Annotated in this window: 18 protein-coding genes; 4 read left to right on the top strand and 14 right to left on the bottom strand. The window is 67.1% G+C overall.

Going from position 1 to position 23,493, the window contains the following annotated elements:
* Nucleotides 1-219: 219 nt before the first annotated feature.
* Nucleotides 220-2,541 carry a methyl-accepting chemotaxis protein gene (locus CHB73_RS12515; RefSeq protein ID WP_089274939.1) on the bottom strand — a complete coding sequence of 774 codons (2,322 nt, stop codon included), beginning with the start codon at nt 2,539-2,541 and terminating at the stop codon, nt 220-222.
* A 332-nt stretch (nt 2,542-2,873) separates the two neighbouring features.
* Between CHB73_RS12515 and CHB73_RS12510 the strand changes: the two genes are divergently transcribed.
* Nucleotides 2,874-3,995, top strand: a complete 1,122-nt coding sequence (locus tag CHB73_RS12510) for a hypothetical protein (protein WP_179217036.1) — start codon at nt 2,874-2,876, stop codon at nt 3,993-3,995.
* A gap of 142 nt (nt 3,996-4,137) precedes the next feature.
* Nucleotides 4,138-5,268: a hypothetical protein gene (locus CHB73_RS12505; RefSeq protein WP_089274937.1), complete on the top strand. Its 1,131-nt coding sequence runs from the start codon at nt 4,138-4,140 to the stop codon at nt 5,266-5,268.
* A 73-nt stretch (nt 5,269-5,341) separates the two neighbouring features.
* On the opposite strand, the gene CHB73_RS12500 is transcribed toward CHB73_RS12505, so the two are convergent.
* The 8 genes from CHB73_RS12500 to CHB73_RS12465 all read right to left on the bottom strand — a co-directional run bounded on the left by CHB73_RS12500 (nt 5,342) and on the right by CHB73_RS12465 (nt 15,549).
* Complete coding sequence (locus CHB73_RS12500; protein ID WP_089274936.1) at nt 5,342-6,883, bottom strand: YifB family Mg chelatase-like AAA ATPase; 1,542 nt, start codon at nt 6,881-6,883, stop codon at nt 5,342-5,344.
* 44 nt (nt 6,884-6,927) lie between these two features.
* Complete coding sequence (locus CHB73_RS12495) at nt 6,928-7,791, bottom strand: DMT family transporter (RefSeq protein ID WP_089275073.1); 864 nt, start codon at nt 7,789-7,791, stop codon at nt 6,928-6,930.
* A 32-nt stretch (nt 7,792-7,823) separates the two neighbouring features.
* A complete protein-coding gene (locus CHB73_RS12490; RefSeq protein ID WP_089274935.1) occupies nt 7,824-9,065 on the bottom strand; it encodes a GGDEF domain-containing protein in 1,242 nt (413 codons plus the stop codon).
* Nucleotides 9,066-9,101: 36 nt separating this feature from the next.
* Nucleotides 9,102-9,821 (bottom strand): signal peptidase I, encoded by a 720-nt coding sequence (gene lepB / locus CHB73_RS12485; RefSeq protein ID WP_089274934.1) that lies wholly within the window; start codon nt 9,819-9,821, stop codon nt 9,102-9,104.
* Between the two features lie 57 nt (nt 9,822-9,878).
* On the bottom strand, nt 9,879-11,687 hold the full coding sequence (lepA, locus tag CHB73_RS12480; protein WP_089274933.1) for a translation elongation factor 4: 1,809 nt from the start codon (nt 11,685-11,687) through the stop codon (nt 9,879-9,881).
* Between the two features lie 181 nt (nt 11,688-11,868).
* Entirely contained in the window at nt 11,869-13,548 is a 1,680-nt protein-coding gene (locus CHB73_RS12475; protein ID WP_089274932.1) for an NAD+ synthase, read from the bottom strand.
* Nucleotides 13,549-13,570: 22 nt separating this feature from the next.
* The gene (locus CHB73_RS12470; RefSeq protein ID WP_235641598.1) at nt 13,571-14,632 is read right to left on the bottom strand and encodes a glycosyltransferase family 2 protein; all 1,062 of its coding nucleotides are present in this window, start codon (nt 14,630-14,632) and stop codon (nt 13,571-13,573) included.
* 35 nt (nt 14,633-14,667) lie between these two features.
* Complete coding sequence (locus tag CHB73_RS12465) at nt 14,668-15,549, bottom strand: ChbG/HpnK family deacetylase (RefSeq protein ID WP_179217035.1); 882 nt, start codon at nt 15,547-15,549, stop codon at nt 14,668-14,670.
* 202 nt (nt 15,550-15,751) lie between these two features.
* On the opposite strand from CHB73_RS12465, the gene CHB73_RS12460 reads away from it, so the two are divergent.
* Nucleotides 15,752-16,402, top strand: a complete 651-nt coding sequence (locus tag CHB73_RS12460; protein ID WP_089274930.1) for a CBS and ACT domain-containing protein — start codon at nt 15,752-15,754, stop codon at nt 16,400-16,402.
* Between the two features lie 100 nt (nt 16,403-16,502).
* Here the strand turns inward: CHB73_RS12460 and CHB73_RS12455 are convergent, their stop codons facing one another.
* The 5 genes from CHB73_RS12455 to CHB73_RS12435 form a co-directional block, all read right to left on the bottom strand.
* Nucleotides 16,503-16,949 carry a CGGC domain-containing protein gene (locus CHB73_RS12455; RefSeq protein WP_089274929.1) on the bottom strand — a complete coding sequence of 149 codons (447 nt, stop codon included), beginning with the start codon at nt 16,947-16,949 and terminating at the stop codon, nt 16,503-16,505.
* 61 nt (nt 16,950-17,010) lie between these two features.
* On the bottom strand, nt 17,011-18,489 hold the full coding sequence (locus CHB73_RS12450; RefSeq protein WP_089274928.1) for a sigma-54-dependent transcriptional regulator: 1,479 nt from the start codon (nt 18,487-18,489) through the stop codon (nt 17,011-17,013).
* Complete coding sequence (locus CHB73_RS12445) at nt 18,486-19,922, bottom strand: HD domain-containing phosphohydrolase (protein ID WP_089274927.1); 1,437 nt, start codon at nt 19,920-19,922, stop codon at nt 18,486-18,488. Before CHB73_RS12445 ends, CHB73_RS12450 begins: the two co-directional genes overlap by 4 nt.
* A gap of 19 nt (nt 19,923-19,941) precedes the next feature.
* The gene (locus CHB73_RS12440) at nt 19,942-20,859 is read right to left on the bottom strand and encodes a TIGR01777 family oxidoreductase (protein WP_089274926.1); all 918 of its coding nucleotides are present in this window, start codon (nt 20,857-20,859) and stop codon (nt 19,942-19,944) included.
* 324 nt (nt 20,860-21,183) lie between these two features.
* On the bottom strand, nt 21,184-22,566 hold the full coding sequence (locus CHB73_RS12435; RefSeq protein ID WP_327438382.1) for a sigma-54 interaction domain-containing protein: 1,383 nt from the start codon (nt 22,564-22,566) through the stop codon (nt 21,184-21,186).
* Between the two features lie 241 nt (nt 22,567-22,807).
* Here CHB73_RS12435 and CHB73_RS12430 point away from each other — a divergent pair, with 241 nt between their 5' ends.
* Nucleotides 22,808-23,377 (top strand): hypothetical protein, encoded by a 570-nt coding sequence (locus CHB73_RS12430; protein WP_089274925.1) that lies wholly within the window; start codon nt 22,808-22,810, stop codon nt 23,375-23,377.
* Nucleotides 23,378-23,493 lie beyond the last annotated feature (116 nt).

Here is a 23,493-nt window from a genome sequence, read left to right as displayed (position 1 = left end):
CCGTGAGCATGGCCCCCAGAAACGGGAGCGTTTTAGGTACAGCATCTGGAGCCGCCGCCGCTCCCTAGACCGTATCCTCTTTCGCCAGAACCCTTTGCCGAGCATGATGGCCCGGACGGCGCACGCGCCGTCCGGGCCATCATGCTCGGCAAAGGGATTCCAAAGGGCCCGCGGCCCTTTGGCGGGGGTCCAGGGGGCGGCGCCCCCTGGTTCCCATGCTTAGCTCTTGTTCATGTCGCTGATGATGCCCTTCAGGTCCGAGGCCAGCCGGGCGAGGTCGCTGACGGCCTGCCCGGACTGCCGCATGGCCTCGGCGGTCTCCGCGGCGATGCGGTTGATCTGCTCGGTGGAGCGGCTGATTTCCTCGCTTGCGGCGGATTGTTCCTCGCTGGCCGTAGCGATGCCGCGCACCTGGTCGGCCGTGGAATCCACCATGCCGACGATTTCGCGCAGGGCCTCGCCGGACCTGTGCGCCAGTTGCGTGCTGGTCTGCACGGCCTGGGTGGCGGTCTCGGTGTTCTGGATGTTCTTGCGCGCGCTTTCCTGCACGGCGCGGATGTAGTCGCCCACCTCGTTGGTGGCGTGCATGGTCTTCTCGGCCAGCTTGCGCACCTCGTCGGCCACCACGGCGAAGCCGCGCCCGGCGTCGCCCGCGCGGGCGGCCTCGATGGCGGCGTTCAAGGCCAGCAGGTTGGTCTGGTCGGCGATGTCGCTGATGACGTTCATGATCTGGCCGATGCCCTCGGCCTGCTTGCCCAACTCGGTCATGTCGGTCTTGAGGGCCATGGACTGGCGTTCCACGCCGCTGATGGTCTCGACGACCTGGTTCACCAGGTCGGCACCCTGCTGGGCCTTCTGCTTGGCCTGGTCGGCGAGGTCGGAAGCAGTGCCCGCGCTTCTGGCCACCTCCATGACGGTGGAGTTCATCTCCTCCATGGCGGTGGCGGCTTCGGCCGTGCGTTCGCGCTGCTCGTCCGAACCGCGGCTCGACTGTTCGATCTGCGCGGCCAGCTCCTCGGAGGCGCTGGCCACCTGGTCGCTGACGGTGTTGGCCGCGGCGGCGGCCCGGGCGATGCGCTGGTTCTGCTCCTCGATCTTCTTCTGCTGCTCGCGGATGTCGGTGAGCTCGAACCACAGGGCCAGCGTGCCCAGCAGGTTGCCGTCCAGGTCGTGGATGGGCGTGCTGGTGACATCGAATACCTTGTGTGTGCCGGAGCGCGTGTCGTAGCCCACCTCGGCCTGCAGCTTCTTGTTTTCGCGCAGGGCCTTCAGGGACAGGGTGTCGCGCTTCTCGTCGTTGTAGATCATCGTGCCGGAGGTCTGCCCCAGGTAGGTGGAGGGTGTTCCGGTAAGTTCCAACGTTTCGAGCATTTCGGGGTTGACGAAGGTGACGCGGTTGTCCTTGTCCACGGCTGCAGCCGGCAGGACGATGCCCGAAAGCACGCCCTGGGCGAAGCCGAGTTTGACCTTGAGTTCCGCCACCATGGCGCGGATGTTCTGGGCCAGGTCGGCCAGTTCGTAGTGGAAGGTCGCGCCCAGTTCGGCCTTGAGGTCGCCCTCGGCGATGGCCTTGGTGAAGTTCTTGATTTCGTTGATGGGGGACGCCACCTGTCGGCGAACCAGGAGGGTGATGCCGCCGACAAGGGCCAGCAGGGCCGCGAGGCCGATGCCGATGAGCACGTTGCGCTGGGTGCGCGCCTGGGCGGTCATCTCGTCCACGTAGGCGCTCATGCAGACCACCCAGCCCGTGTCCGGATCGGTGCTTACGGTCATGAACTTCTCTTCGCCCTTCCAGTCATAAAAGAGCGTGCCGTTCTTCAGTTCCAGGCTCTTGCGCACGAAGTCCAGGTCGGAGATGTCCTTGAGCATCAGGCTCTTGTCCAGCGCGTGGGCGATGATCCGGCCTTTGGCGTCGAGCATGAATCCGTAGCCGCGCTCGCCGAAGCGGGGCGGATCGATGAAGGCCTGGGTGAACGTTTCCCACTTGGGGAAGGCCCCCACGCCGCCGAGCACCTTTCCGTTGGCGTCCTTGACGGCCCGCGCGACGGAGAAGATGAGCAGGTCGCCATCGCCGCTTTTGGCCTTGATGACCTCCTTGGCGAGGAAGAGGTCTTGGCCGCCGAGCACGGCCTTCACGTAGTCGCGGTCGGCGCGGCTTTGCCCGGTGAGGTCGTCGCCCTTGGCGTTGTACCCGGCCAGGATGACGCCGTTGGCGTCGAAGATGAACAGGGCCCAGTATTCCTTGTGGATCTTGATATATTCGCGCAACCGGTCCTTGGCGCGCTTGGGGTCGCCTTCAAACGCCTCCGTAAGGGCTTTTTGCGCCGCCAGCGAATCCACAATGGTCTTCGTGCCTTCTATGTACCGGTCAAGGGACATCTGCGTTGCCGAGGAAATCTGCTCCATGGCCTGTTGTTCAAGATGCAGGCTGATGTTGTATGAACTTTTTGATACATACAGGACGATTCCCGCCACGGCCGCGGCGATGACGAGGACCACGGAGAGGATGAGGACGGTTCCAAGGCTCTTGATGCGTGACATGTCGCCTCCTGGTCTCACTTGCATGTGTTGCATTGCGTCTTCATCGGACTCTCTGGAAGAAAACTTGAGTTGTCCGTTGTGCGTTGTGCCCACGTATTCTTTTACAGGAGGCGAGTAAAGCAGGCGAAGCGTTTCTGCAGTTGGCTGTTTTGCTTTTGAGTTTGCGGCGCAGCCGAACTGGGCGCGGCCTTGCGGCCGGCCTGTTCGGGGCAGCGTACGCCGTGGCGGCCTGGCGGCAGGCCAGCCAGCGCTGTGTGAAAAATATCGATATAAATAATGGTTGACGGATGTCGTTGCGTTTTGGCACCGTGTTTGAAAAAGAAGAGGTGACCATGCCCCCCCTGGTCCGCCCGCTTGGCATAGCCTTATGTGCTGGGCTGCTGAGCCTTTTCGTCTTCTCCGGCCACGGCCTGGCCGCCAGCCCCATGCCCGACGCCTCCGGCACCGTGTCCGACGACACCGGCTCCATCACCGTAAGCGCCGGGGCCAAGTACCTGATGCCTCAGCAGTACAAGGGCTCGGACATGATCTACTGGGGTGTCGGGGTCAAGATAGCCGACACGAACATTTCCAGGCCGGACGCAATGTTCGCGCCGTCCGTCAGTCTGGCTGCGGAGCGCAAGACATCCCTGGAGTTGGCGGGACTGAGCACAATCCGCTTGGTGGGAGAGTTTAGCTACGTCGGCGGCTCCGCCCGCAGTTCCGGGCTGGTGTCGCCTGGTGCCGTGAACACCATCATTTTTATCAGCGTCGATCCCGCCTACAACTGGATCGGCGGCATCGCCCCCATAGCTGGCGGAAGCGCCACGACCCGGGTTTCCATAGCCCTGGACAACTTCGACCTGCGCCTCGGACTGGAGGGCGACGGTTCGCGCTGGCAGTCCGGGGAAGGACTGCTGACCGCCACGCCCGTGTTCGGCGTGGGCCTCTACGCGGCCACGCAGCGCTACAAGGTTTCCACGCGGCTTGAAGCGGTCTCGAACTCCGACACCTACAATATGTCGGAAACCATGCGCACCACCGACATCGGGCCGGAGCTGCGGGCAGGGATCAAGGCGGAGCTGCCCGGCGGGGCCACGCTCTCGGCCATGGCCAGCGCGGCGCTTCTTGTGGGGTGGGCGGACCTTGGCGCCAGCCAGGTGTTGAACGCCGTCGCGCCGAACTGGGATCCGCGCAAGCGCAGCCCGACCTATTCGGCCGAGCAGTCCGAGAACGAGGTGCTGGTCTCCGGCCTGTTCGGCCTTACCCTGCGCGGGGATATGCCCGTGGCGGAGAAATGCACCCTGGGCCTGGAGGCCAGCGGCCGCATCTGGACCAGCAGGCCCACCATCGACAACCCCACGTCCCTCGGCGGCACCGGAGTGGTGGCCACGGGCACCAACGAAGGCGTGCGCATCGGCCACGACAGCGCCAGCGAACTGGGCGCGGCCTTGCGGCTGAATTATACCTTCTAGGCTTGGGGGCTGTTCGGGGCGGCGTCACGCCCCCGGCCCCGCGCGATTGGCCAGGCGCACGGCGTGAGGATAATGATCGACATGGAATGGGTTGACATGTACTGTGGCGTTTTGGCACTGTGCTTGAAAAGAAGAGGTGGCCATGCCCCCCCTGTCCCTCCTCCGCGCCCGCACCCTTAGCGCCAGCGTGTGTCTCGCCTTGTTGATCCTTTTCGTCTTCTCCGGCCACTGCCTGGCCGCAGACCCTTTGCCGGGCGAGTCCGCCACGGTCAGGGACGGCGCCACTTCCATCACCGTGAGCGCCGGGGCCAAGTACCTGGCGCCCCAGCGGTACAAGGGCTCGGACATCATCACTAACGCCGCAGGGACCAAGCTGGCCGTCGCGGACATTTCCAGGCCGGACGCCGTCTTCGGGCCGTCCGTCTCCATCGCCGCGGAGAGCGAGATAGGTCTGGAAGTGCCGGGCCTGCGCCAGCTCCGTCTGGTGGGCGAATTCAGCTATTCCGGAGGCTCCGCCAGAAGGAGCGGGGTGGTGGATCCCGGGGCGGGCAATTTTCTCATACTCCTGAGCGTCGACCCCTCTTACAACTGGATTGGCGGTATCGATAAGACTATCGATGGCGGCGCCACGAGCCGTGTCTCCATCTCGCAGGACGCCTTCGAGCTTCGTTTCGGACTGGAGGGCAAGGGCGACGACTGGCGGCCGGGCAGCGGGGCCGTGACCGCAACCCCTGTGTTCGGCGCGGGCCTGTATGCCAGCACGCAGCGCTACAAGGTCTCCACCCGTTATGCGGCGATTACCGCCAGCCACAGCGCCAGCATGGTTGAGACCATCCGCACCACCGATATCGGGCCGGAAGTGCGCGCGGGCATGAGCTTCGCGCTGCCCGGCGGCGCGCGGGTAGAAGCCCTGGCCAGCGCGGCGCTGCTTGTGGGCTGGGCCGACCTGGAGGCTAGCCAGGGGCTTGACACCACAATACCATTGATCGCAATCAAGCGCAGCCCGACCTGGTCGGCCAAGCGCTCGGTGAACGAGACCCTCGTGTCCGGACTGTTCGGCCTCACCCTGCGCGGGGATGTGCCTGTGGCTGAGAAGCTGAGCCTGGGCCTGGAGGCCAGCGGGCGGCTGTGGACCGCTCGGCCCACCATCGAGAACCCCACATCCCTTTACGGCACCAATAATATCCTCACAGCCACCAACGAGGGTGTGCGCATAGGTCAGGACAGCGCCAGCGAACTGGGCGCGGCTCTGCGGCTCAGATACTCATTCTAGCGTTTCCCGGTCCGACATGCGCCGGATGCCTGTACGCGGGCGCCCGGCGTTTTTGTTTGGGCTGCCTATGGCGTCACGCCCCCGGCGGGTTCACGCGGTCCATGGTGCGGAAGTTGATGGCCTCGGCCAGGTGCCCGATGCCGATGGCCTCCGCGTCTTCCAGGTCGGCTATGGTGCGGGCGATGCGCAAGACGCGCGTATAGGCCCGGGCCGAGAGGCCCAGGCGGTGCACGGCCTGGCCGAGGAAGCGCTGCTCCGCCTCGCCCACTTGGCACCAGCACTCCAAAGCCGCGCCTGTCAACTCGCTGTTCAGGCGGATGCGCAGGCCCTTGTACCGTTCGGCCTGGATGGCGCGCACCTTGAGGATGCCCTGGCGCATGGCCGCGGAGTCGCGGCTGCCGCGCGGGGCTTTCAGGTCGTCATACGGCACGGCGGGCACTTCCACCTGTAGATCGATGCGGTCCATGAGCGGGCCGGAGATGCGCGAACGGTAGCGGGCGATGGCCAGCGGCTGGCAGGTGCATTCGTGCCGGTCGTCCGTCAGGTAGCCGCAGGGGCAGGGGTTCATGGCCGCCACGAGCATGAAGTCCGACGGGTAGGTGAGGGACAGCGCGGCGCGGCTGATGGTAACCCGGCCGTCCTCCAGGGGCTGGCGCAGCACCTCCAGCACGTGCTTCTTGAACTCCGGCAGTTCGTCCAGGAAGAGCACGCCCCGGTGCGCCAGCGACACCTCGCCGGGCCTGGGGTTGGCCCCGCCGCCGATGAGCCCGGCGTCCGAGATGGTGTGGTGCGGCGGACGGAAGGGGCGGCGCACGATGAGCGCGGTCTCGCGCGGGAGCATCCCGGCCACGGAGTAGATCTTGGTCACCTCCAGGGCCTCGTCGAAGGACAAGGGCGGTAGCACGGTGGGGATGCGCTGGGCCAGCATGGTCTTGCCGCTGCCCGGCGGGCCCACGAAGAGCAGGTTGTGCCCGCCTGCGGCGGCGATCTCTATGGCGCGCTTGGCGTGGTCCTGGCCCTTGACCTCGGAATAGTCGCCCGCGGCGGCCTCCTGCTCGGCCCACAGGGCCTCCACGTCCACCTGTACGGCCCGGGGCGACAGCGCGCCCGAAACGATGCCCACGGCCTCGGCCAGGGTGGCCGCGCCGAACACGTCCACGCCCTGCGCCACGGCGGCCTCGGCCGCGTTCTCCGCAGGCACGATGACTCCCTTGCAGCCCTGCTCGCGTGCGGCCATGGCCAGGGGCAGCACCCCCGGCACCGGGCCGATGCGCCCGTCCAGGGACAGCTCGCCCGCCAGCATCCAGCCCTCCAGGCGCTCGGCGTCCAGTTCCTCGGCAGCGGCCAGCAGGCCCAAAGCCAGGGGCAGATCGTAGGCGCTGCCCTCCTTGCGCAGGTCCGCAGGGGCCAAATTCACGGTGATGCGCGCGGGCGGCAGCCGGTGCCCGGCATTTTTGAGGGCCGAGAGCACGCGCTCCTTGGCCTCGCGCACGGCCCCTTCGGCCAGGCCAACCAGGGTGAAGGCGGGCATTCCGGACCGGGCCAGGTCCACTTCCAGGGACACGGGCACGGCCTCTATGCCCAGCAGGGCTGCGGTGCGGGCGATGGCGATCACGGGGGGCTCCTTTGGGCGCGGCAGTGCGTAGAGCGTAGTCGATTTCAGCCCGTTTTGCCAGGGCTTTTGGTTGCTTGCGGTCTGACTTGCGCCACGCCGCGCAGGGTGACGGCCGCCAGCACCACCCCGCCGCCCACGCAGGCCCACAGGCCGGGCAGCTCGCCCAGGCCGAAGGCCACCCACACCGGGTTCAGAATGGGCTCCAGGGTCATGATGAGGATGGCTTCCAGCGCGCCCAGCCGCGCGATGCACCACACGTAGAGCGCCAGGGACAGCCCTTGCTGGATTACGCCCAGGTAGGCGAGCCCGGCCCATCCGGCCAGGTCCGGCCGTCCCTGGGAAAGCTCCGGCAGCAGGAAGGGCAGGCCGATGAGCGCCGTGAGCGCATGGCCCCAGAGCACGCCCTCCACGGGCGAGGCGTTCGCCTTGTTTTGCAGGGCCTGGGCGCGCATGGACAGGGTGAAGGCCGCGTAGCTGACGCCCGTGCCCACGGCCACAAGGTTGCCCCACAGCCCCTGCGCGGACATCTTGTCCAGAAAGAACAGCGCCATGCCCGTCAAGGTGACGCCAACAAAGAGCCAGTCCGCCAGGCGGGTCTTCTCGCCCAGCAGGCGCGGGGCCAGAAGCGCCACATAGACCGGCGCGGTATAGGCCAGCAGGATGGCGTTGGCCGCGGTGGTCATTTTTGTGGCGGCAACGTTGGTGATGAGCATGGCCGCATAGCTGAACGCGGCGCATATGCGCGCGGGCGTAAAAGACAGGTCGAGCCGCCCCCGGAAGAGCGCGGCCAGGGTGAGGGCGGACAGGGCGCTGCGCACGCCGGTCATGGCCATGGGCGGCAGGTCCACGGCCTTGATGGCCAGGCCGCCGGAACTCCAGATGAGGGCGGTGGCCCCCAGCAGGAACATGGCTCGGGTGCGTTCGCCGGAGGCAAGCCCGTTCACGCGGGGGCGTCCGTGCCGCGCGTGGCGCCGAGGGCTGCGTCTTCCTCGGCGGCTTCGAGCTGCACGCGGTTTCTGCCCAGGCGCTTGGCCTCGTACATGGCCTGGTCCGCGCGGTCCAGCAGTTCAAGCAGGCGCTCGTTTTCGTCGGTGCAGTCGTCTTCGGCCGCGCACAGGGCAACGCCGATGCTCACGGTGTAGCGCACGTGGGGGTTTTCCGTGGGCTGGCTGGCCTCGGCAGAGGCGCGGATGCGCTCGGCCACGCGCAGGGCGGCCTGTCTGTCGAGTCCGGGCAGCACGGCCACGAATTCCTCGCCGCCATAGCGGCCATAGGCGTCGTAGGTGCGCAGGCCGTTGCGGATGACCCGCGCCAGGTCGCGCAGCACCTCGTCGCCGGTGGCGTGGCCAAAGGTGTCGTTCACCTGCTTGAAGCGGTCGATGTCCAGCATGAAGGCGGCCAACGGCTGGCCCTCGCGCCGGGCCATGGCCGTCAGGGCGCGGGCGTTGGCCAAGAGCGCCCTGCGGTTGGGCGCACCGGTAAGCTCGTCCTGGGTGGCGATGCGCACCAGGGTGCGGTCGGTGTTTTCCTTGAGCACCAGCACCAGGCCGAAGGTTCCGGCGAACATGAGGGTGTAGAGCAGGGCGAACAGCGCTCCGTGCAGCGGCGAGGTGCTGAAGATGGTGAAGCCCTCGCTGGTGAGGGCCACGACCGTGCGCCCGAGCGTGGCCAGGGTGAGGGCCACGAAGCCCGCGCCCAGGGAAAGGCGCAGGGGCGAGGGCCGGGAAGCGCCGAAAAACAGACGGGAGGCCGAGAGGGCGAAACAGCCGGAGGCGACGGTGGAGGTGGCGGCGATGCGTAGACCGGGATGCGACAGCAGCCAGGTGGACAGGAATCCCAGCAGCATGGCTGCGGCCACAACGCCCAGGGGGAACACGCGCGGCGCAGGACCGGGCGGAATGGCCTGCTGGGCGTCCAGCACCTTGATGCTGGCGGCCTCGAGCCAGAAGCCGGCCATGAGCAGGCCGTTGCCCAGGCCGAAGGAGCACGCGTCGGGCACATACCCGCGCAGCAGCAGCAGCAGCCAGCCCGGCCCCAGCACCAGCTTGGCCAGGGTGAAGACGCCTTCCGGGGTGTTGCGCCGCAGGGCTCCGTAGAACACCAGCAGCCCGGCCGCGGCCATGTTGCCAAGGGACATGAGCAGCAGCACGGTGCGGATGTCCACCTGCAACAGCTGCTCCATGCTCACCTCCCCACCGCGCGCGGGCGCGGCCCTGGCCTAATGAATCAAGCGGCCTAGCCGCTCCCAGCGGATCTCCGTGGGTCCGGTCCAGGACCAGTAGATGATCATGGCCTTGCCGCGAATGGCCTCGCGCTTCACAAACCCCCAGAAACGCGAGTCAAAGGACTCGTCGCGGTTGTCGCCCATGACGAAGAACTGGCCTTGGGGCACAGTCATGGGAGGCATCCAGTCGCGCTTGGCGCGGCACACGCTGGTGGTGTCCTCGCAGTGGTCGAAATAGGCCGCCGGGTCCACGGTGACGGCGGGATGCCCCTCAGGCAGCGGATTTTCCTCCACGTCCTCGCGCACGTGCTGGATGTATTCTCCGGTGACATGCTCGCCATTGACGTAGACCTCCTTGGCGCGGATCTCCACCACGTCGCCGGGCAGGCCCACGATGCGCTTGACGAAATCCACACCGTCCAACTGCGGGCGGTTGGCGTCGAGTTTGGCGTCGTACGGGTATTCGAAGACGATGACGTCGCCGCGGGCGGGCTCGTACACCGGAATCAGCACGCGGTCGGTGAAGGGAAGCCTGACCCCGTAGTGGAATTTGCTCACCAGCAGCTGGTCGCCGATCTGGAGCGTCTCAAGCATGGAGCCGGTGGGGATCTTGAAGGCCTGGACGATGAAGGCCCGGATGATGAGGGCCAGGACCACCGCGACGAGCAGCGCCTCGATGTATTCCTTGAGCGTTTTGAGCCATCTGGGATTCATGCGTGTTCCTTTGCGCGGCAGGGGACGCCGCGCGCGTTGTCTGCGGCCGAAGGCGGCCTAGTCGTCGCCGCCGGCCTTGAGCACGGCCAGGAAGGCCTCCTGGGGAATTTCCACATTGCCCATGCGGCGCATCCTGCGCTTGCCTTCCTTCTGCTTTTCCAAAAGCTTGCGCTTGCGGGTGATGTCGCCGCCGTAGCATTTGGCGATGACGTCCTTGCGGAAGGGGGCCACGCGCTCCTTGGCGATGATCTTGTTGCCGATGGCGGCCTGGATGATGACCTCGAACATCTGCCGGGGAATGCTCTTCTTGAGCTTTTCCGCCAGGCTGCGGCCGAAGGGGTAGGCGCTCTGCCGGTGCACGATGACCGAGAAGGCGTCCACCGCCTCGGTATTGATGAGGATGTCCAGGCGCACCAGGTCGCTCTGCCGGTAGTCGATGATCTCGTAGTCCAGGCTGGCGTAGCCCTTGGTGGAGGATTTGAGCTTGTCGAAGAAGTCGTACATGATCTCGGCGAAGGGCATTTCGTAGGTGATGACCACGCGGCTGGCGGTCAGGTACTTCATGTCCTTCTGGATGCCGCGCTTTTCCTCGCACAGGCCCAGCACGTTGCCCACGAAGTCGTTCGGCACATGGATTTCCACCCGCGCGTAGGGCTCGTACAGGGCCGCGATGGTGCTGGGGTCGGGCAGCAGGCTCGGGTTGTCTATCTGCAAATGCCGACCGTCGGTGGTGTCCACCTTGTAGATGACCGAGGGCGCGGTGGTGATGAGCCGGGCCTGGAACTCGCGCTCCAGCCGCTCCTGGATAATCTCGATGTGCAAGAGCCCCAAAAATCCGCAGCGGAAGCCGAAGCCAAGGGCCTTGGAGGTCTCGGGCTCGAAGGTGAAGGCGGCGTCGTTCAACTGCAGCTTCTCCAGCGCCACCTTCAGCATCTCGTATTCGTTGGGCTCCACCGGGTACAGGCCGGAGAAGACCATGGGCTTGACCTTCTTGAAGCCGGGGAAGGGCGTGTCGGTCGGGCGATCGGCCTTGGTGACGGTGTCGCCCACGGGCGCGTCGGAGAGCTCCTTCATGTTGGCGCACAAGAAGCCCACCTCGCCGGGGCCGAACTGGGCGACCTCCACGCTCTCCGGGCTGAACACGCCGAGCTTCATGACTTCGAATTCGCGGCCCGAGGAGTAGATGCGGATGCGGTCGCCTTTTTTGAGGCTGCCGTCCAGCACGCGGAAGAGCACCACCACGCCCAGGTAGGTGTCGTACCAGGAGTCGAAGATCAGCGCGCGCAGGGGCGCTGCGGCGTCGCCCTTGGGCGGCGGCAGCATGGTCACGATGCGCTCGATCAGGTCGGCCACGCCCAGGCCGCTTTTGGCGCTCACAAGCGCCGGGTCCGTGCAGTCCAGGCCGATGACTTCCTCGATCTCCTTGGACACGCGCTCGGGCTCGGCGCTGGGCAGGTCGATCTTGTTCAGGACCGGCAGCACCTCAAGGTCGTTGTCCAGGGCAAGGTACACGTTGGCCAGGGTCTGGGCCTCCACGCCCTGCGAGGCGTCCACCACCAAGAGCGCGCCCTCGCAGGCGGCCAGGCTGCGCGAGACCTCGTAGGAGAAGTCCACGTGGCCGGGCGTGTCGATGAGGTTCAGGACGTACTGCCCGCCGTCCTTGGCCGTGTAGGGGATGCGCACGGTCTGGGCCTTGATGGTGATGCCGCGTTCGCGCTCCAGGTCCATCTTGTCCAGGTACTGGGCCTTCTGCTCACGCGCGGAGACCACCCCGGTAAGCTCCAGGATGCGGTCGGCCAGGGTGGACTTGCCGTGGTCGATGTGGGCGATGATGCTGAAATTTCGGATGTTCTTTGTGTCTGTCATGGTCCTCGTCCGCGTGTCGGGGTGGCGTTCTTTCGCCCCGGCAAGGCGCTGAAGTCCTGGCGGGCGACAGACCTTGTACGGCATTTGCGCGCGCCTGTCTAATGGGGGAAGGGCTTGCGCCCCCTGGGCGCCCCCTTGGCGCCGCCGTGGGGCGCGGGCCTTTCCGGCCGGAAGGTCCGGCCTATGGCAGCGGCGCCGCGGCCAGGGGCATCCGCCAGCCGGAGCCGAAGCTGCGCCAGGCCACCTTGACGCCGGGCGCGGCCTGCCTGCGCTTGAACTCCGCGCCCTTGACCAGCGCGCACACCCGGGCCACGGTTTCGGGCTCGAAGCCCGCGGCCACGATCTCTGCCGCGGTGTGTTCCTTTTCGATGTGCAGGGCCAGGATGGCGTCCAGAACCTCGTAGGGCGGCAGGGTGTCCTGGTCGGTCTGGTCGGGCTTGAGCTCCGCCGAGGGGGCCTTGTCGATGATGGCCTGGGGGACGGCCCGGCCCTTGATGGCGTTGACGTACCGGGCCAGGGCGTAGACCTGGGTCTTGGGCAGGTCGCTGATGACGGCGAAGCCGCCGCTCATGTCGCCGTAGATGGTGCAGTAGCCAACGGCCAGCTCGCTCTTGTTGCCTGTGGTCAAAAGCAGCGCGCCGGTCTTGTTGGAAAGCGCCATGAGCAGGTTGCCCCGGATGCGCGACTGCACGTTCTCCTCGGTGGTGCCGGGGCCGATGCCGGGGGCCAGCGCGCCAAAGCTCTCGGCCAAAGACTCGTCGAAGGCGCGCATGAGCGGCGCGATGGGAATGGTGCGCGTGTGGATGCCCAGGGTGCGGGCCAGCTCAAGGGAATCGTCCACGCTGCCCTGGCTGGACCAGGGCGAGGGCATGAGCACGCCGGTGACGTTTTCCGGCCCCACGGCTTCCGCGGCCACGGCGGCCACCACGGCGGAGTCGATGCCGCCGGACAGGCCGAGCAGGGCCTTCTGGAAGCCGCACTTGGCGAAATAGTCGCGGGTGCCCAGCACCAGGGCGCGCCAGGTCTCGGCCGGGGCCGAGAGGTCTTCCTCGGGAAGCTCGGCAGCTGCCGGTGCGAAGAGCTCCGCCACCAGCACGTCTTCGGAGAAGCTTGCGGCGCGGGCCGCCAGCGCGCCGCAAGCGGCGTATAGGGCGCTGCGGCCGTCGAACACCAGTTCGTCGTTGCCGCCCACCTGGTTGCAGTAGGCCAGCGGCAGGCCGCGCTTCGTGGCGATGGACGAGAGCATGTCGCGCCGCAGGGCCTGTTTGCGCAGGCTGAAGGGCGAGGCCGAGAGGTTCACGATGGCCTGCGCCCCGGCGGCCATGGCGGCCTCGACGGGGTCGACGGGATACAGGCGGTGGGGCCAGTAGTCCTTGTCGTTCCAGAGGTCCTCGCAAATGGTGACGCAGAGCCTCACACCTCGGTGCGTCATGATCCGTGCCGCGCCGGAGGCGTCGCCCGGCTCGAAGTAGCGCGCCTCGTCGAATACGTCGTAGGTGGGCAGGAGCGCCTTGCGGAAGCGCGCCCGGATGCTTCCGCCCTCGCAGAGGAGCGCGGCGTTGTAGAGCGCCTTGCCCCGTCCGGACGCGTTGGGCTCCGGGCAGCCCAGCAGCAGGGCCGGGCCGCCGGGGAAGCGTTGGCCCAGGCGAGCGGCCAGCTGCTCCGCTTCGGCGAAGGCGGCCCTGGCGAAGCCTGCGTAAAGCAGCATGTCGCGCGGGGGGTAGCCGGTCATGGCCAGCTCCGGCGTCAGGCATAGCTCCGCGCCCTGCGCGGCGGCGCGCGCGTAGGCCGCCTCCACGCGGGCGGCGTTGCCCGCGAGGTCGCCGACCTTGGGGTTCAACTGAAGCAGACCCACGCGCATGACGGTCTCCCCAGCGTCTCCGCTATTGCCGGGGCGGCTGGCCGCCGCCTTCGGCCCCGTCGCCCGCGTCGGCCTCATCGGCCGCGGGGCAGGCGGTCCGGCCCCGGCTGGTGACGATTTCGCGCACCTTGTAGGGCGTGGCCCTGCTGACGGCATCGTGTGTGTTCACCAGCAGTTCGAGAATCAGCCCGGTGCTCATGAAGCCCAGGGAGGAGAGATACAAGAGCACCGCGCCCAGGAACGGCGGCCGGGTGCCCATGTGCTCGCCCAGAAAGAGCTTGCCGTACAAGAGCCAGCACATGATGAGGCTGGCCACGAGGAAAAGCCACAGGCTGATGCGGCCGAACAGGTACACCGGGCGCTGCTTGTAGGAGTTCTGGAACCACAACAGCACGATGTCGAAGAGCACGTCCACGCTGCGGCCGATGCCGTAGTGGCTTTTGCCCGCGAACCGGGGCGGGGCGCTGGTGGGCACCTCGCACACCGCGCCGCCCTGGCCGTACACCAGGGCCGGAATGAGCCGGTGCTGGCCCTCGCGCAGCTTGAGCCCGCGCGCCACCTCGCCCTTGATGACGGAAAGCCCGCCCATGTCGTGGATGTCGCACTTGCTGGTGGCGCGCATGAGGTAGTTGGCCACCCGGCTGGGGATGCGGCGCAAAAGCAGCGATTCCTGCCGCCGCTGGCGCATTCCCTTCACCAGGTCAAAGCCCTGGCGGATGGTCTCGATGAGTTTGGGCACTTCCTCGGGCGGGTGCTGCAGGTCGCCGTCCATGATGACCACGTAGCGGCCGCAGGAGTGCTGGATGCCCGCGTAGATGGCCGTGCACTGGCCCCGGTTGCGCGCCAGGAATACGCCCACGAGGTTGGGGTCGGCGGCGGAAAGCTCGCGGATGATCTCCGGGGTCTTGTCCGTGCTGCCGTCGTTCACCAGGATGATCTCGTGGCTGACGCCCATGCCGCGCAGCACCGCGCTCATGCGGCGGTGGAACTCGCGCACGCAGAGTTCCTCGTTGTGCATGGGGGTGACGATGGAGACCTCCACGGGGAAGTCGCCCTGGGCGCTGCTTGCTTGGGTGGGGTGCATGGAACTCCCTTGGTTCGTCGAAATTAAGCCGCGTTCTAGGACGCGAAAGGCGCGCGCGTGGCCGGGTCCAACTGGCCGTAGTGCACAAGCGTCGCGCCGCATTCCCTGAGCGCCCGGCCCCAGCCCGGCGCGGCCAGGGCGTCGCGCTCCGGCGTCCACTGCCCGGCTATGCGCATGGGGCCGTACTCCGCGGGCAGGGGCGGATCGCCGGGAAGCGGCGCGCCGGGATGGCACACCAGCTCCAGCACGTCCGGCCGCACCCGCTTCATATACGCGGCAAGGCGCGCAGGCAACAGCTCCGGGCCCTGGTCGGCGATGCCGAACACGCAGGACGGGTGCGCCACGCCTGGCGCTCCGACCCGGTGGTGCGCCAGGGCGAAGGTGTTCAGGATGCGGGCGCGCACGCCCCCCTTGTCCCAGCGCGAAAGGGGCACGTGCTCCACGGGCCTGCGCACCCAGCCGATGTGGAAGCGCGCGGCGACCCTGCAGGCCGCTTCGAAAAGACCAGGCCAGACGTGGATGTGCTTTTCCGAGTCCAGATGCGTGGGCGTGACGCCCAGCTCCAGGGCGCGCTCCACCTGGCGCGTCCATTCGCGTTCGGCGTCGGTGGGGGTGAAGGCGCGGGCCAGATAGCGCTTGAACAGCGCCACGTAGTCGCCCAGGAACAGGCCGTCGGCGCGCAGCAAGCCGGGAATCTCGGCGGCCGGGCTTTCTGGCCTGCCGCGCAGGATGTTCAGGTGCACGCCCACGCCGAGCGAGCCCCGGCTGGTGGAGGACAGGGAGGCGGCGGCGGGCGCGTCCGGGCCGTTCACCAGCAGCGTGGCCGAGCTGACGCGGGACAGCCCTGCCAGGTCTTCCACGGCGCGGCGCACGGCGGGGTGCAGGCCCAGGTCATCCACGTTTACGACGACATGCATACCCGCCACGTTACGCCCAGCCGGACGGAAGGTCAAAGCCCCGCTCCCACCCGGGGCCAGAATATCCTTCGGAGCAAGGCGGACAGGGGGTTGCGGCTGTTTTTCCGCTGGAAAACTTTTGTGTACTGGTATAAAAGCTCCACAAATGGAGTTCACGCCGCCGGAACACCCTTCCCGCCGGGGCGCAACAGGAGGAATCTCAATGCTCATCGAGAACTGGATGACGAAGGACATCGTCTGCGGCACCCCCGAGATGTCCATGATGAAGGCGTCCAAGATCATGAAGGAGCGGGGCGTGGGCCGCCTGCCCGTGGTGAACGAGGTCGGGGTGCTCCTGGGGCTCGTTTCCGACAGGGACATCAAGGAGGCCTCCCCCTCCAAGGCCACCACCCTGGACATGCACGAGCTGTACTACCTGCTCTCGGAGATCAAGCTCAAGGACATCATGACCAAGAAGGTCGTGACCATCAAGAAGGGCGAGACCGTGGAGCGGGCCGCGCAGCTGATGCTGGAGCACAATTTCGGCGGCTTGCCCGTGGTGGACGAGGACAACAAGGTCGTGGGCATGGTCACCGATTCCGATGTCTTCAAGGTGCTGGTGCGCATCACCGGCGTCATGGAGGGCGGGGTGCAGATCGGCGTGCGGCTGCCCAACCAGCCCGGCGGCCTGGTTCCCGTGCTGGACTATCTGAAGGACCACGGCGCGCGGCTCATGAGCCTGCTCACCTCCTGCGAGCCCGCCGAGGTCGGTTCGCGCGACGTGTATCTGCGCATCCGCGACATGGACAAGACGGCCCTGAACGCGCTCAAGGACGAGATGCACAAGCAGTTCGACATCATCTACTGGGTCTAGGCCCGGCGTTTTTCGGGACAGGGGGTCTTACCCCAGGGGCCGGAGGGTTGCAGCCTCCGGCCTTTTTGTTTGGGGGAGGGGCGCGGCCAAAGGCGGCCGGTCAGTCGTAGCTCAGGCGGGTCGTCGCGTCGCTCATGGTGGGCGCAACCAGCGGAGCCCACGCGGGGTCGTCCCAGGTCTTCAGGCGCGTGTGCATGTCCAGATATTTTTCCGGAATCGGATGTGTGCCGACAACGACCTTGACGCCGAAGCGCTCCGCGAGAAAGCTCGTGAAGGCTGCGATGTGCGGGCAAGGAGGGTAGCCCACCACGAGCCCCGTGGCCAGGTGGATCACCTCGACGCCGTTTTTGAGCATTTCCTCGCCCAGGTATTCGACGTTTCCCCCTGGACAGCCGCCGCAAGAGGTGTAGCCCACGAGTTCGACCTCCTGCCGGGCATAAACGTCAAAGGCGCCCTGCCGGTTTTTCAGCGCCCTGAGGCATTTGCCTCCCGCACAACTCTTGTAGCGGTCGCAGATGACGATTCCGATTTTGACCGTTGACGACATGCGTGTTCCTTCCCGTATTGCAGGTGTTGCTGTGGCGTTGGCCCCGACCTGTGCCTGTGTTTTAGTCCGCCATTATCCCGTAGCCCTTCAATTTCCGGTACAGGGAGCTGCGGTCCAGGCCTACGGCCTCGGCCAGTTTGGAGACGTTGCCGCCGAACTCCTTGAGCTTGGCCTCCAGAAAGCGGGCCTCGAAGGCGGCGCGGGCCTGCTTCAGGTCCAGCGGTCCGGCCGGGAAGCTCTCCGGGAGAAGCCCGTCGGCCAGATCGTCCTCGTCGTCCGCCAGGCAAACCGGGGGGGCGGGCGCGGCGTTTGACGTCTGCTGCCCGGCAGTGGGCGCGGCCGCACCCGGCGCGGGCACCCGGCACTGGGCGAGAATCTCCGGCGGCAGGCGGTCGGCCGTCACCTCCCGGCCGTTCATGATGATGAGCATCCGCTCCACGAAATTCTTGAGTTCGCGCACGTTGCCCGGCCAGGGGTAGGTGGACAGCAGCGCCAACGCCTGCGGCGAGAAGGCCGCGCGCCTGCATCCGCTGCGCCGCACCAGCTGCTCCACGAAGTCCTCTATCAACAGCGGAATGTCGCTGGCGCGCTGGCGCAGGGGCGGCACGGTGAGGGGAAACACCTTGAGGCGGTAGTACAAGTCCTCGCGGAAGTTCCCGGCCTTGATCTCCGCCGCCAGGTCCTTGTTGGTGGCGGCGATGACCCGCACGTCCACGCTGATGGTCTTGCGGCCGCCCACATGCTCGAAGCGCTGCTCCTGCAGTATGCGCAGGATCTTGGCCTGGGTCTTGAGGCTCATGTCGCCGATTTCGTCGAGGAACAGCGTGCCCTTGTGGGCCAGCTCGAACTTGCCCAGCTGCGCCTTGTCCGCGCCGGTGAAGGCCCCTTTCTCGTGGCCGAAGAGCTCGCTCTCGATGAGTTCCTCCGGGATGGCGGCGCAGTTCACCGCCACCAGCGGCTGGCTTGCGCGGCGGCTTGTGGCGTGCAGCAGCCGCGCGGCGATCTCCTTGCCCGTGCCGTTCTCGCCGGTGATGAGCACCCAGGCGTCGGTGGGGGCCACCTGGGCGATCATCTCCTTGAGCTCCAGCATGGCCGGGCTCTCGCCCGTCAGGGTCACGGTCTGGTCGCCCAGGCTGTGGCGCAGGGCCAGGTTCTCCTGCTTGAGCAGGGCGAACTCCATGCCCTTGCTGGCGGCCAGGATGACCTTTTCGAGCGACAGGGGCTTTTCGATGAAGTCGAAGGCCCCGCTTTTGAGGGCGGTCACCGCGGTCTCGATGGTGCCGTGGCCGGAGATCATGATGACGGGCAGCTCCGGCCGTTCCTGGCGGATGCGCGAAAGCGTCGCCAGGCCGTCCATGCCGGGCAGCCAGATGTCCAGGAACAGCAGGTCCGCGGCCTCGCCGCCCTCCAGCAGGGCCACCGCGGCCTCGCCGCTCTCGGCTTCGATGACCTCGAAGCCTTCGTCTTCCAGAATGCCTTTGAGCGAAAAGCGGATGCCGGACTCGTCGTCCACCACCAGCACGCGGCCGTGCGTGGTCATGCGTTCTCCTCGGATTGGTCGGGGGGGGATGGGGCCGGGACGCATCGGTCGGGCGCGGGCTCGTCAAAGGCATAGCCGTTCGCCATGATCGCCAGGCATTGGTCCACGATGTCGGGGTCGTACAGGCCGCCACGCCCGCTGCGTATCTCGTCCAGGGCCTTGGCCAGGCCCTGGGCCGGGCGGTAGGGCCGGTGGGAGCTCATGGCCTCCACCACGTCGGCCACGGCCAGAATGCGCGCTTCAAGGCAGATTTCCGCCCCGTGCAGGCCGCCGGGATAGCCGGAGCCGTCCAGGCGCTCGTGATGCTCCAGCACGGCGCGGGCCACGGGCCAGGGGAAGGTCACCTCGCGCAGGATGTCGAAGCCCACTTCCGGATGCCCGCGCATGATGGCCATTTCCAGATGCGTGAGCCGGGTCGGCTTGGAAAGGATTTCCGCAGGCACGTACACCTTGCCCACGTCGTGCAGGGTTCCCGCCATTTCCAGTCCTTCCAGGGCGTCCTCGGAGAGGCCCAGCCCCCGGCCGATGGCGCAGGCCAGCCGCGCCACGCGCTGCTGGTGTCCGGCGGTGTAGGGGTCGCGCTTTTCGGCCATGCTGGCCAGGGCGCGCACGGTCTGCCGGAAGGTGGAACGCAGGGCGGCCATGCTGGCGCGCAGTTCGGCCTCGGCCAGCTTGCGCTGGGCGATGCTGCGCAGCACCAGCACCCGGCCTTGCAGCCCATCGCCGCCGGGGGCGTAGAGCGGCGAGACCGACAGCGCCACGGGCGCTTCCCGGCCGGTGGGCAGCCGCAGCAGCATGTCCTCGCAGCGCGGGGCGCCTCCATGGGCCACGCACAGCTCCTCCAGGTCCTCCACCTGGGCGCCGTCGTCCTTGTCCACGATGGCGAAAAGCGCGCGCCAGGAGTGGCCGATGGCGTGGCCGACGCTGAGCCCCAGCAACTCCACCGCCGAAGCGTTGAGGTAGGTGACCTGTCCGTTCTTGTCCGTGGAGACGACGGCCTCGCCCAGGCTGCCCAGGGTGGTGGAGAGCAGCCGCTCGCTTTGTTTGAGCCGCGTTTCGGCCTCGAACTTGACCAGGGCCATTTCCAGGGCCGCCCGCAGTTCGTGGTCCTCGAAGGGCTTGGCCAGATAGCCTAACGGGCCGGTTTCCTTGGCGCGGGCCAGGGTGTCCTCGTCGCTGGCGGCGGTGAGGTAGATGACCGGCAGACGGCGGCGGCGCAACAGTTCGCGGGTGGTGTCGATGCCGTCCAGCGGTCCGTCCAGGCGCACATCCATGAGCACCAGATCCGGGCGGTTCTCGTCGGCCAGGCGCAGGGCGTCCGCGCCCGTGGCCGCGTGCCCGGCCAGCTCGAAGCCGAGGCGCGAGAGCCGGGCCTGGATGTCCAGGGCCACCACGGGCTCGTCTTCGACCACAAGAATTCTGCCCTTGCTCATGCGCGCCTCCACCCGGCGTTTACCCCGCCGACAGCGCGGCTTCAAGTGCCTGGATCAGGGTGGGGCGCTGGAAACGGAACCCTGCCGCGAGCAGACGCGAGGGCACGGCGTTGACGCCGGAGAGCAGCACTTCGTCGGCCATCTGGCCCAGGGCCAGGCGCAGGGCGAAGGCCGGGGCGGGCAGAACGGCCGGGCGACCCAGCAGACGGCCCAGGGTCCGGGCGAAGCCGCGGGAGTCCACGGCCTCGGGCGCGGCGAGGTTGAACGGCCCGGCAAGGCCCGGCGTGCCCAGCAAAAAGGCGATGGCCCCGGCCTCGTCGTCCAGATGGATGAAGGGAACCATTTGGCGGCCCGAGCCCAGCGGGCCGCCCAGGCCCAGACGGAAGGCGGGCAGCATTTTGGCCAGCGCCCCGCCCGGCCCCAGCACCATGCTGGTGCGGATGACCGCGCGGCGCACGCCAAGGGCCTCCGCTCCCCGTGTGGAGGACTCCCAGGCCATGGCCACCCGCGCCAGAAAGGTGTTTCCGGCCGGGGCGTCCTCGTCCACGGATTCTGGCCCGCGCGCGCCGTAGAAGCCCACTGCCGAGGCCTGCACCAGCACGGCGGGGCGCGCGTCCGCCCGGGCCAGCGCGTCCATGACCGCCGCCCCGGCGGACAGGCGGCTCGACTCGATGCGCCGCTTGACCTCGTCTGTCCAGCGCCCGGCCGCGATGTTTTCGCCCGCAAGGTTCACAATGCCCGTGTCCGGGGTGATGAAGTCCGCCCAGCCCGCGCCGGTCCGGCCGTCGAAGGGCGCGCCGATGACCGTGGGCCCGAGGACCGCCGGGACTTTTTCCGGTCGCCGGGACGGCACGACCACCTCGTGCCCCTGGGAGGCGAGCACCCTGCACAGCGCTGCGCCGATAAACCCCGTTCCGCCAAGTATGATGGTTCTCATGGTCCAGCAGATACGCACAATCCGACCCAAGGGCAAGTCTCCACAAGAGGGGCGGCCGCCGTCACCGGCCGTGTGCCGGGCCCTGGAACGGCACGCCCTTGCCGCAGCGGCTGGCGGGCTCGCCTTTGGACGCGGGAGGCAAAATGTTGTTTTGGAAAGTATTAGTGGTAAGGATTTTCTTTTCAGAAAAAAGGAAACGCTTGAATCGTTCTTTTGCCGTGTTTTCTGGGTGTGGGACGAAATATGTGTCCCATGAGGGCTGGCGGACGAATTGTTCGTCCGATGGGCGTCGACGCGGCCAGGGGGGATGGCGGGAAGCGGCTGTTACGAAGGGAGATTGGAGCTTTCCTGGGAATTGTCCTCAACGCGGCCCAGAATGCGGCGCAGCGTGTCCTTGGTGATGCCGAGCTCGCGGCAGGCGGCGTTCCTGTTGCCGCCGTTGCGTTCGACCGCCTGCACGGCCGCATGGTAGCGGATCTCCGCCATGGTCATGGGCTGGCCGTTCATGGCGCTACGGGGGGCCGGGTGTTCGCAGGTGCGCACGTCGGCGGGCAGGTGCTCCACATGGATAAGCCCGCCGGGGCAGAGGATGGAGGCGTACTCGATGATGTTCTCCAATTCGCGGATGTTGCCGGGAAAGGAGTGCGCCAGGAGCAGCCGCATGGCCTCCTGCGAAAGGCCTTGGATGTGCTTGCCGCCGTTCTGCTGCCTGCGTTTGATGGCCATGTCGACAAGCAGGGGGATGTCGCCCCGGCGCTCGCGCAGGGGCGGCAGGGTCATGCGCACCACGTTGAGGCGGAAGTACAGGTCCTGGCGAAAGCTCCCTTCCTGGGTCATGCGCTCCAGGTCGCGATTGGTGGCGGCGATGACGCGCACATTGGCGGGCACGCCCGCCACCCCGCCCAAGGGCTCGAACACGCGCTCCTGCAGCACGCGCAGGATCTTGGCCTGCAGCGGCTGGGGCAGGTCGCCTATCTCGTCCAGCAGGATGGTGCCGCCCTCGGCCAACTGGAAACGACCGGGCTTGTCGCGCCGGGCGTCGGTGAAGGCCCCGGCCTTGTAGCCGAAAAGCTCCGATTCCATGAGCTGTTCCGGCAGCGCGCCGCAGTTGACCGCCACGAAGGGGCCGTTGTGCCGGGGGGAAAGCTCGTGGATGGCGCGGGCGAAAAACTCCTTGCCCGTGCCGGACTCGCCGAGCAGCAGCACCGTGGCCTCGCTTTCGGCGACCTGAGGGAGAATGCGCAGTATCTCCGCCATGTTGGGGTCGCGTGAGCAGAAGCCCTTGGGCAGTTTGCGCCCGTTGTTTTTGCCGGGAACGCTGGACAGGTCGCGAAAACTCTCCACCCCGCCGATGATAGTCCCGTCGCGGTCCTTCAAAGGCGCGGCGCTCACGCTCACGGGCACATGGACGCCGTCCTCGCGCTCCACCATGAGGATGCGCCCCACGATCTTGCGGTCCTCGGCGATGCACTGCCTGAGCACGCAGTGCCCGCTGTCGCCGTTTGTGCAGCCCTCGGTGCGGAACACCTGCCAGCACTTGCGGCCCACGGCCTTTTCCGCCGGGAGGCCCACTATGCCCGCCGCGCTTTGGCTGAAGTAGATGATGTTCCACTCGCGGTCCACGGTGAACAGCCCGTCGGCCACGGAGTCCATGATGAAGGAGCACAGCGAAGTGCAGGGGAACGGTTTTCCAAGGGGGGTCTGCACGCGGAACTCCTGGGGCTGGAGTGAAGTCAGCTGCGAGTCTGCCCCTGGCCGGGGGCAAGGTCAAGGGGGGCGGACGTAAAATTCGTCCGACGGATCAGGGTGTTTGCTGATTGTGATAAAAATCACATGGAATCCGGCGGGATGCCGGTTTGGCCCGCTCCTTGCTCTTCTCGAGGCATGGGGCAGGCGAACTGGACGGCCTCCCCGAACACGTCGGCACTCATACCCTGGAGGAAGCAACATGGACCTGAACCTCACCATCACCGGCCGTTGCTGCGATCTGGCCCTGCACCCCGTTTCTCCGGCCACCGCACAGAGAATCCGCGAAGAGGGCCGCGACATATACAAGACCAAGTACCTGGAGTGGTGGCGCAAGGGGAACACCTGCACCTGCGGCATGAAGCTGGGCGACGAAAGCATGGTGGAGGTGACCTGCGACGGTCGGCAAATGTTCTTCAACCCCGCGCCCATCAAGGACTCCGCCGTGCTGCTGCGCCGCCGCATGTACCTGGACAGCAAGGCCCGCTTCATCGCCCTCATGGGGTATGACGACGAGGTCTGCTCGCTGACCTGGCACTGGACCGGCGTGCAGAACTACGACCCCAGCTGTTTCGAGTTCTTCGTGCACCGCTGGGACCGCCTGCTGCACGAGGACGGCTTCTACATCGTGGACGACGTGCGCTACGACGGCCGCTTCGCCTCTGACTATTCGTGGGGCGAGCGCAGCGGCCACAGCATGATCGACCCCGTGGTCATCGACCTGGAGGACGTGCGCCGGGAGATCGCCCAGGGCCAGACGCAGGTGGCCTAGCCCCGCCCAAACCTAGTCCCCCTCTCAAGGGCCGTCCGGCACCCCCTCGCCGGGCGGCCCTTTTGCGGCCTCATGTATGAGGTCTAAAATATATAAATTCCAGGAAGTTTCGAGTG

Source organism: Humidesulfovibrio mexicanus, assembly GCF_900188225.1.
Taxonomy (GTDB): domain Bacteria; phylum Desulfobacterota; class Desulfovibrionia; order Desulfovibrionales; family Desulfovibrionaceae; genus Humidesulfovibrio; species Humidesulfovibrio mexicanus.
This window is presented reverse-complemented; position numbering and strand designations above follow the sequence as displayed.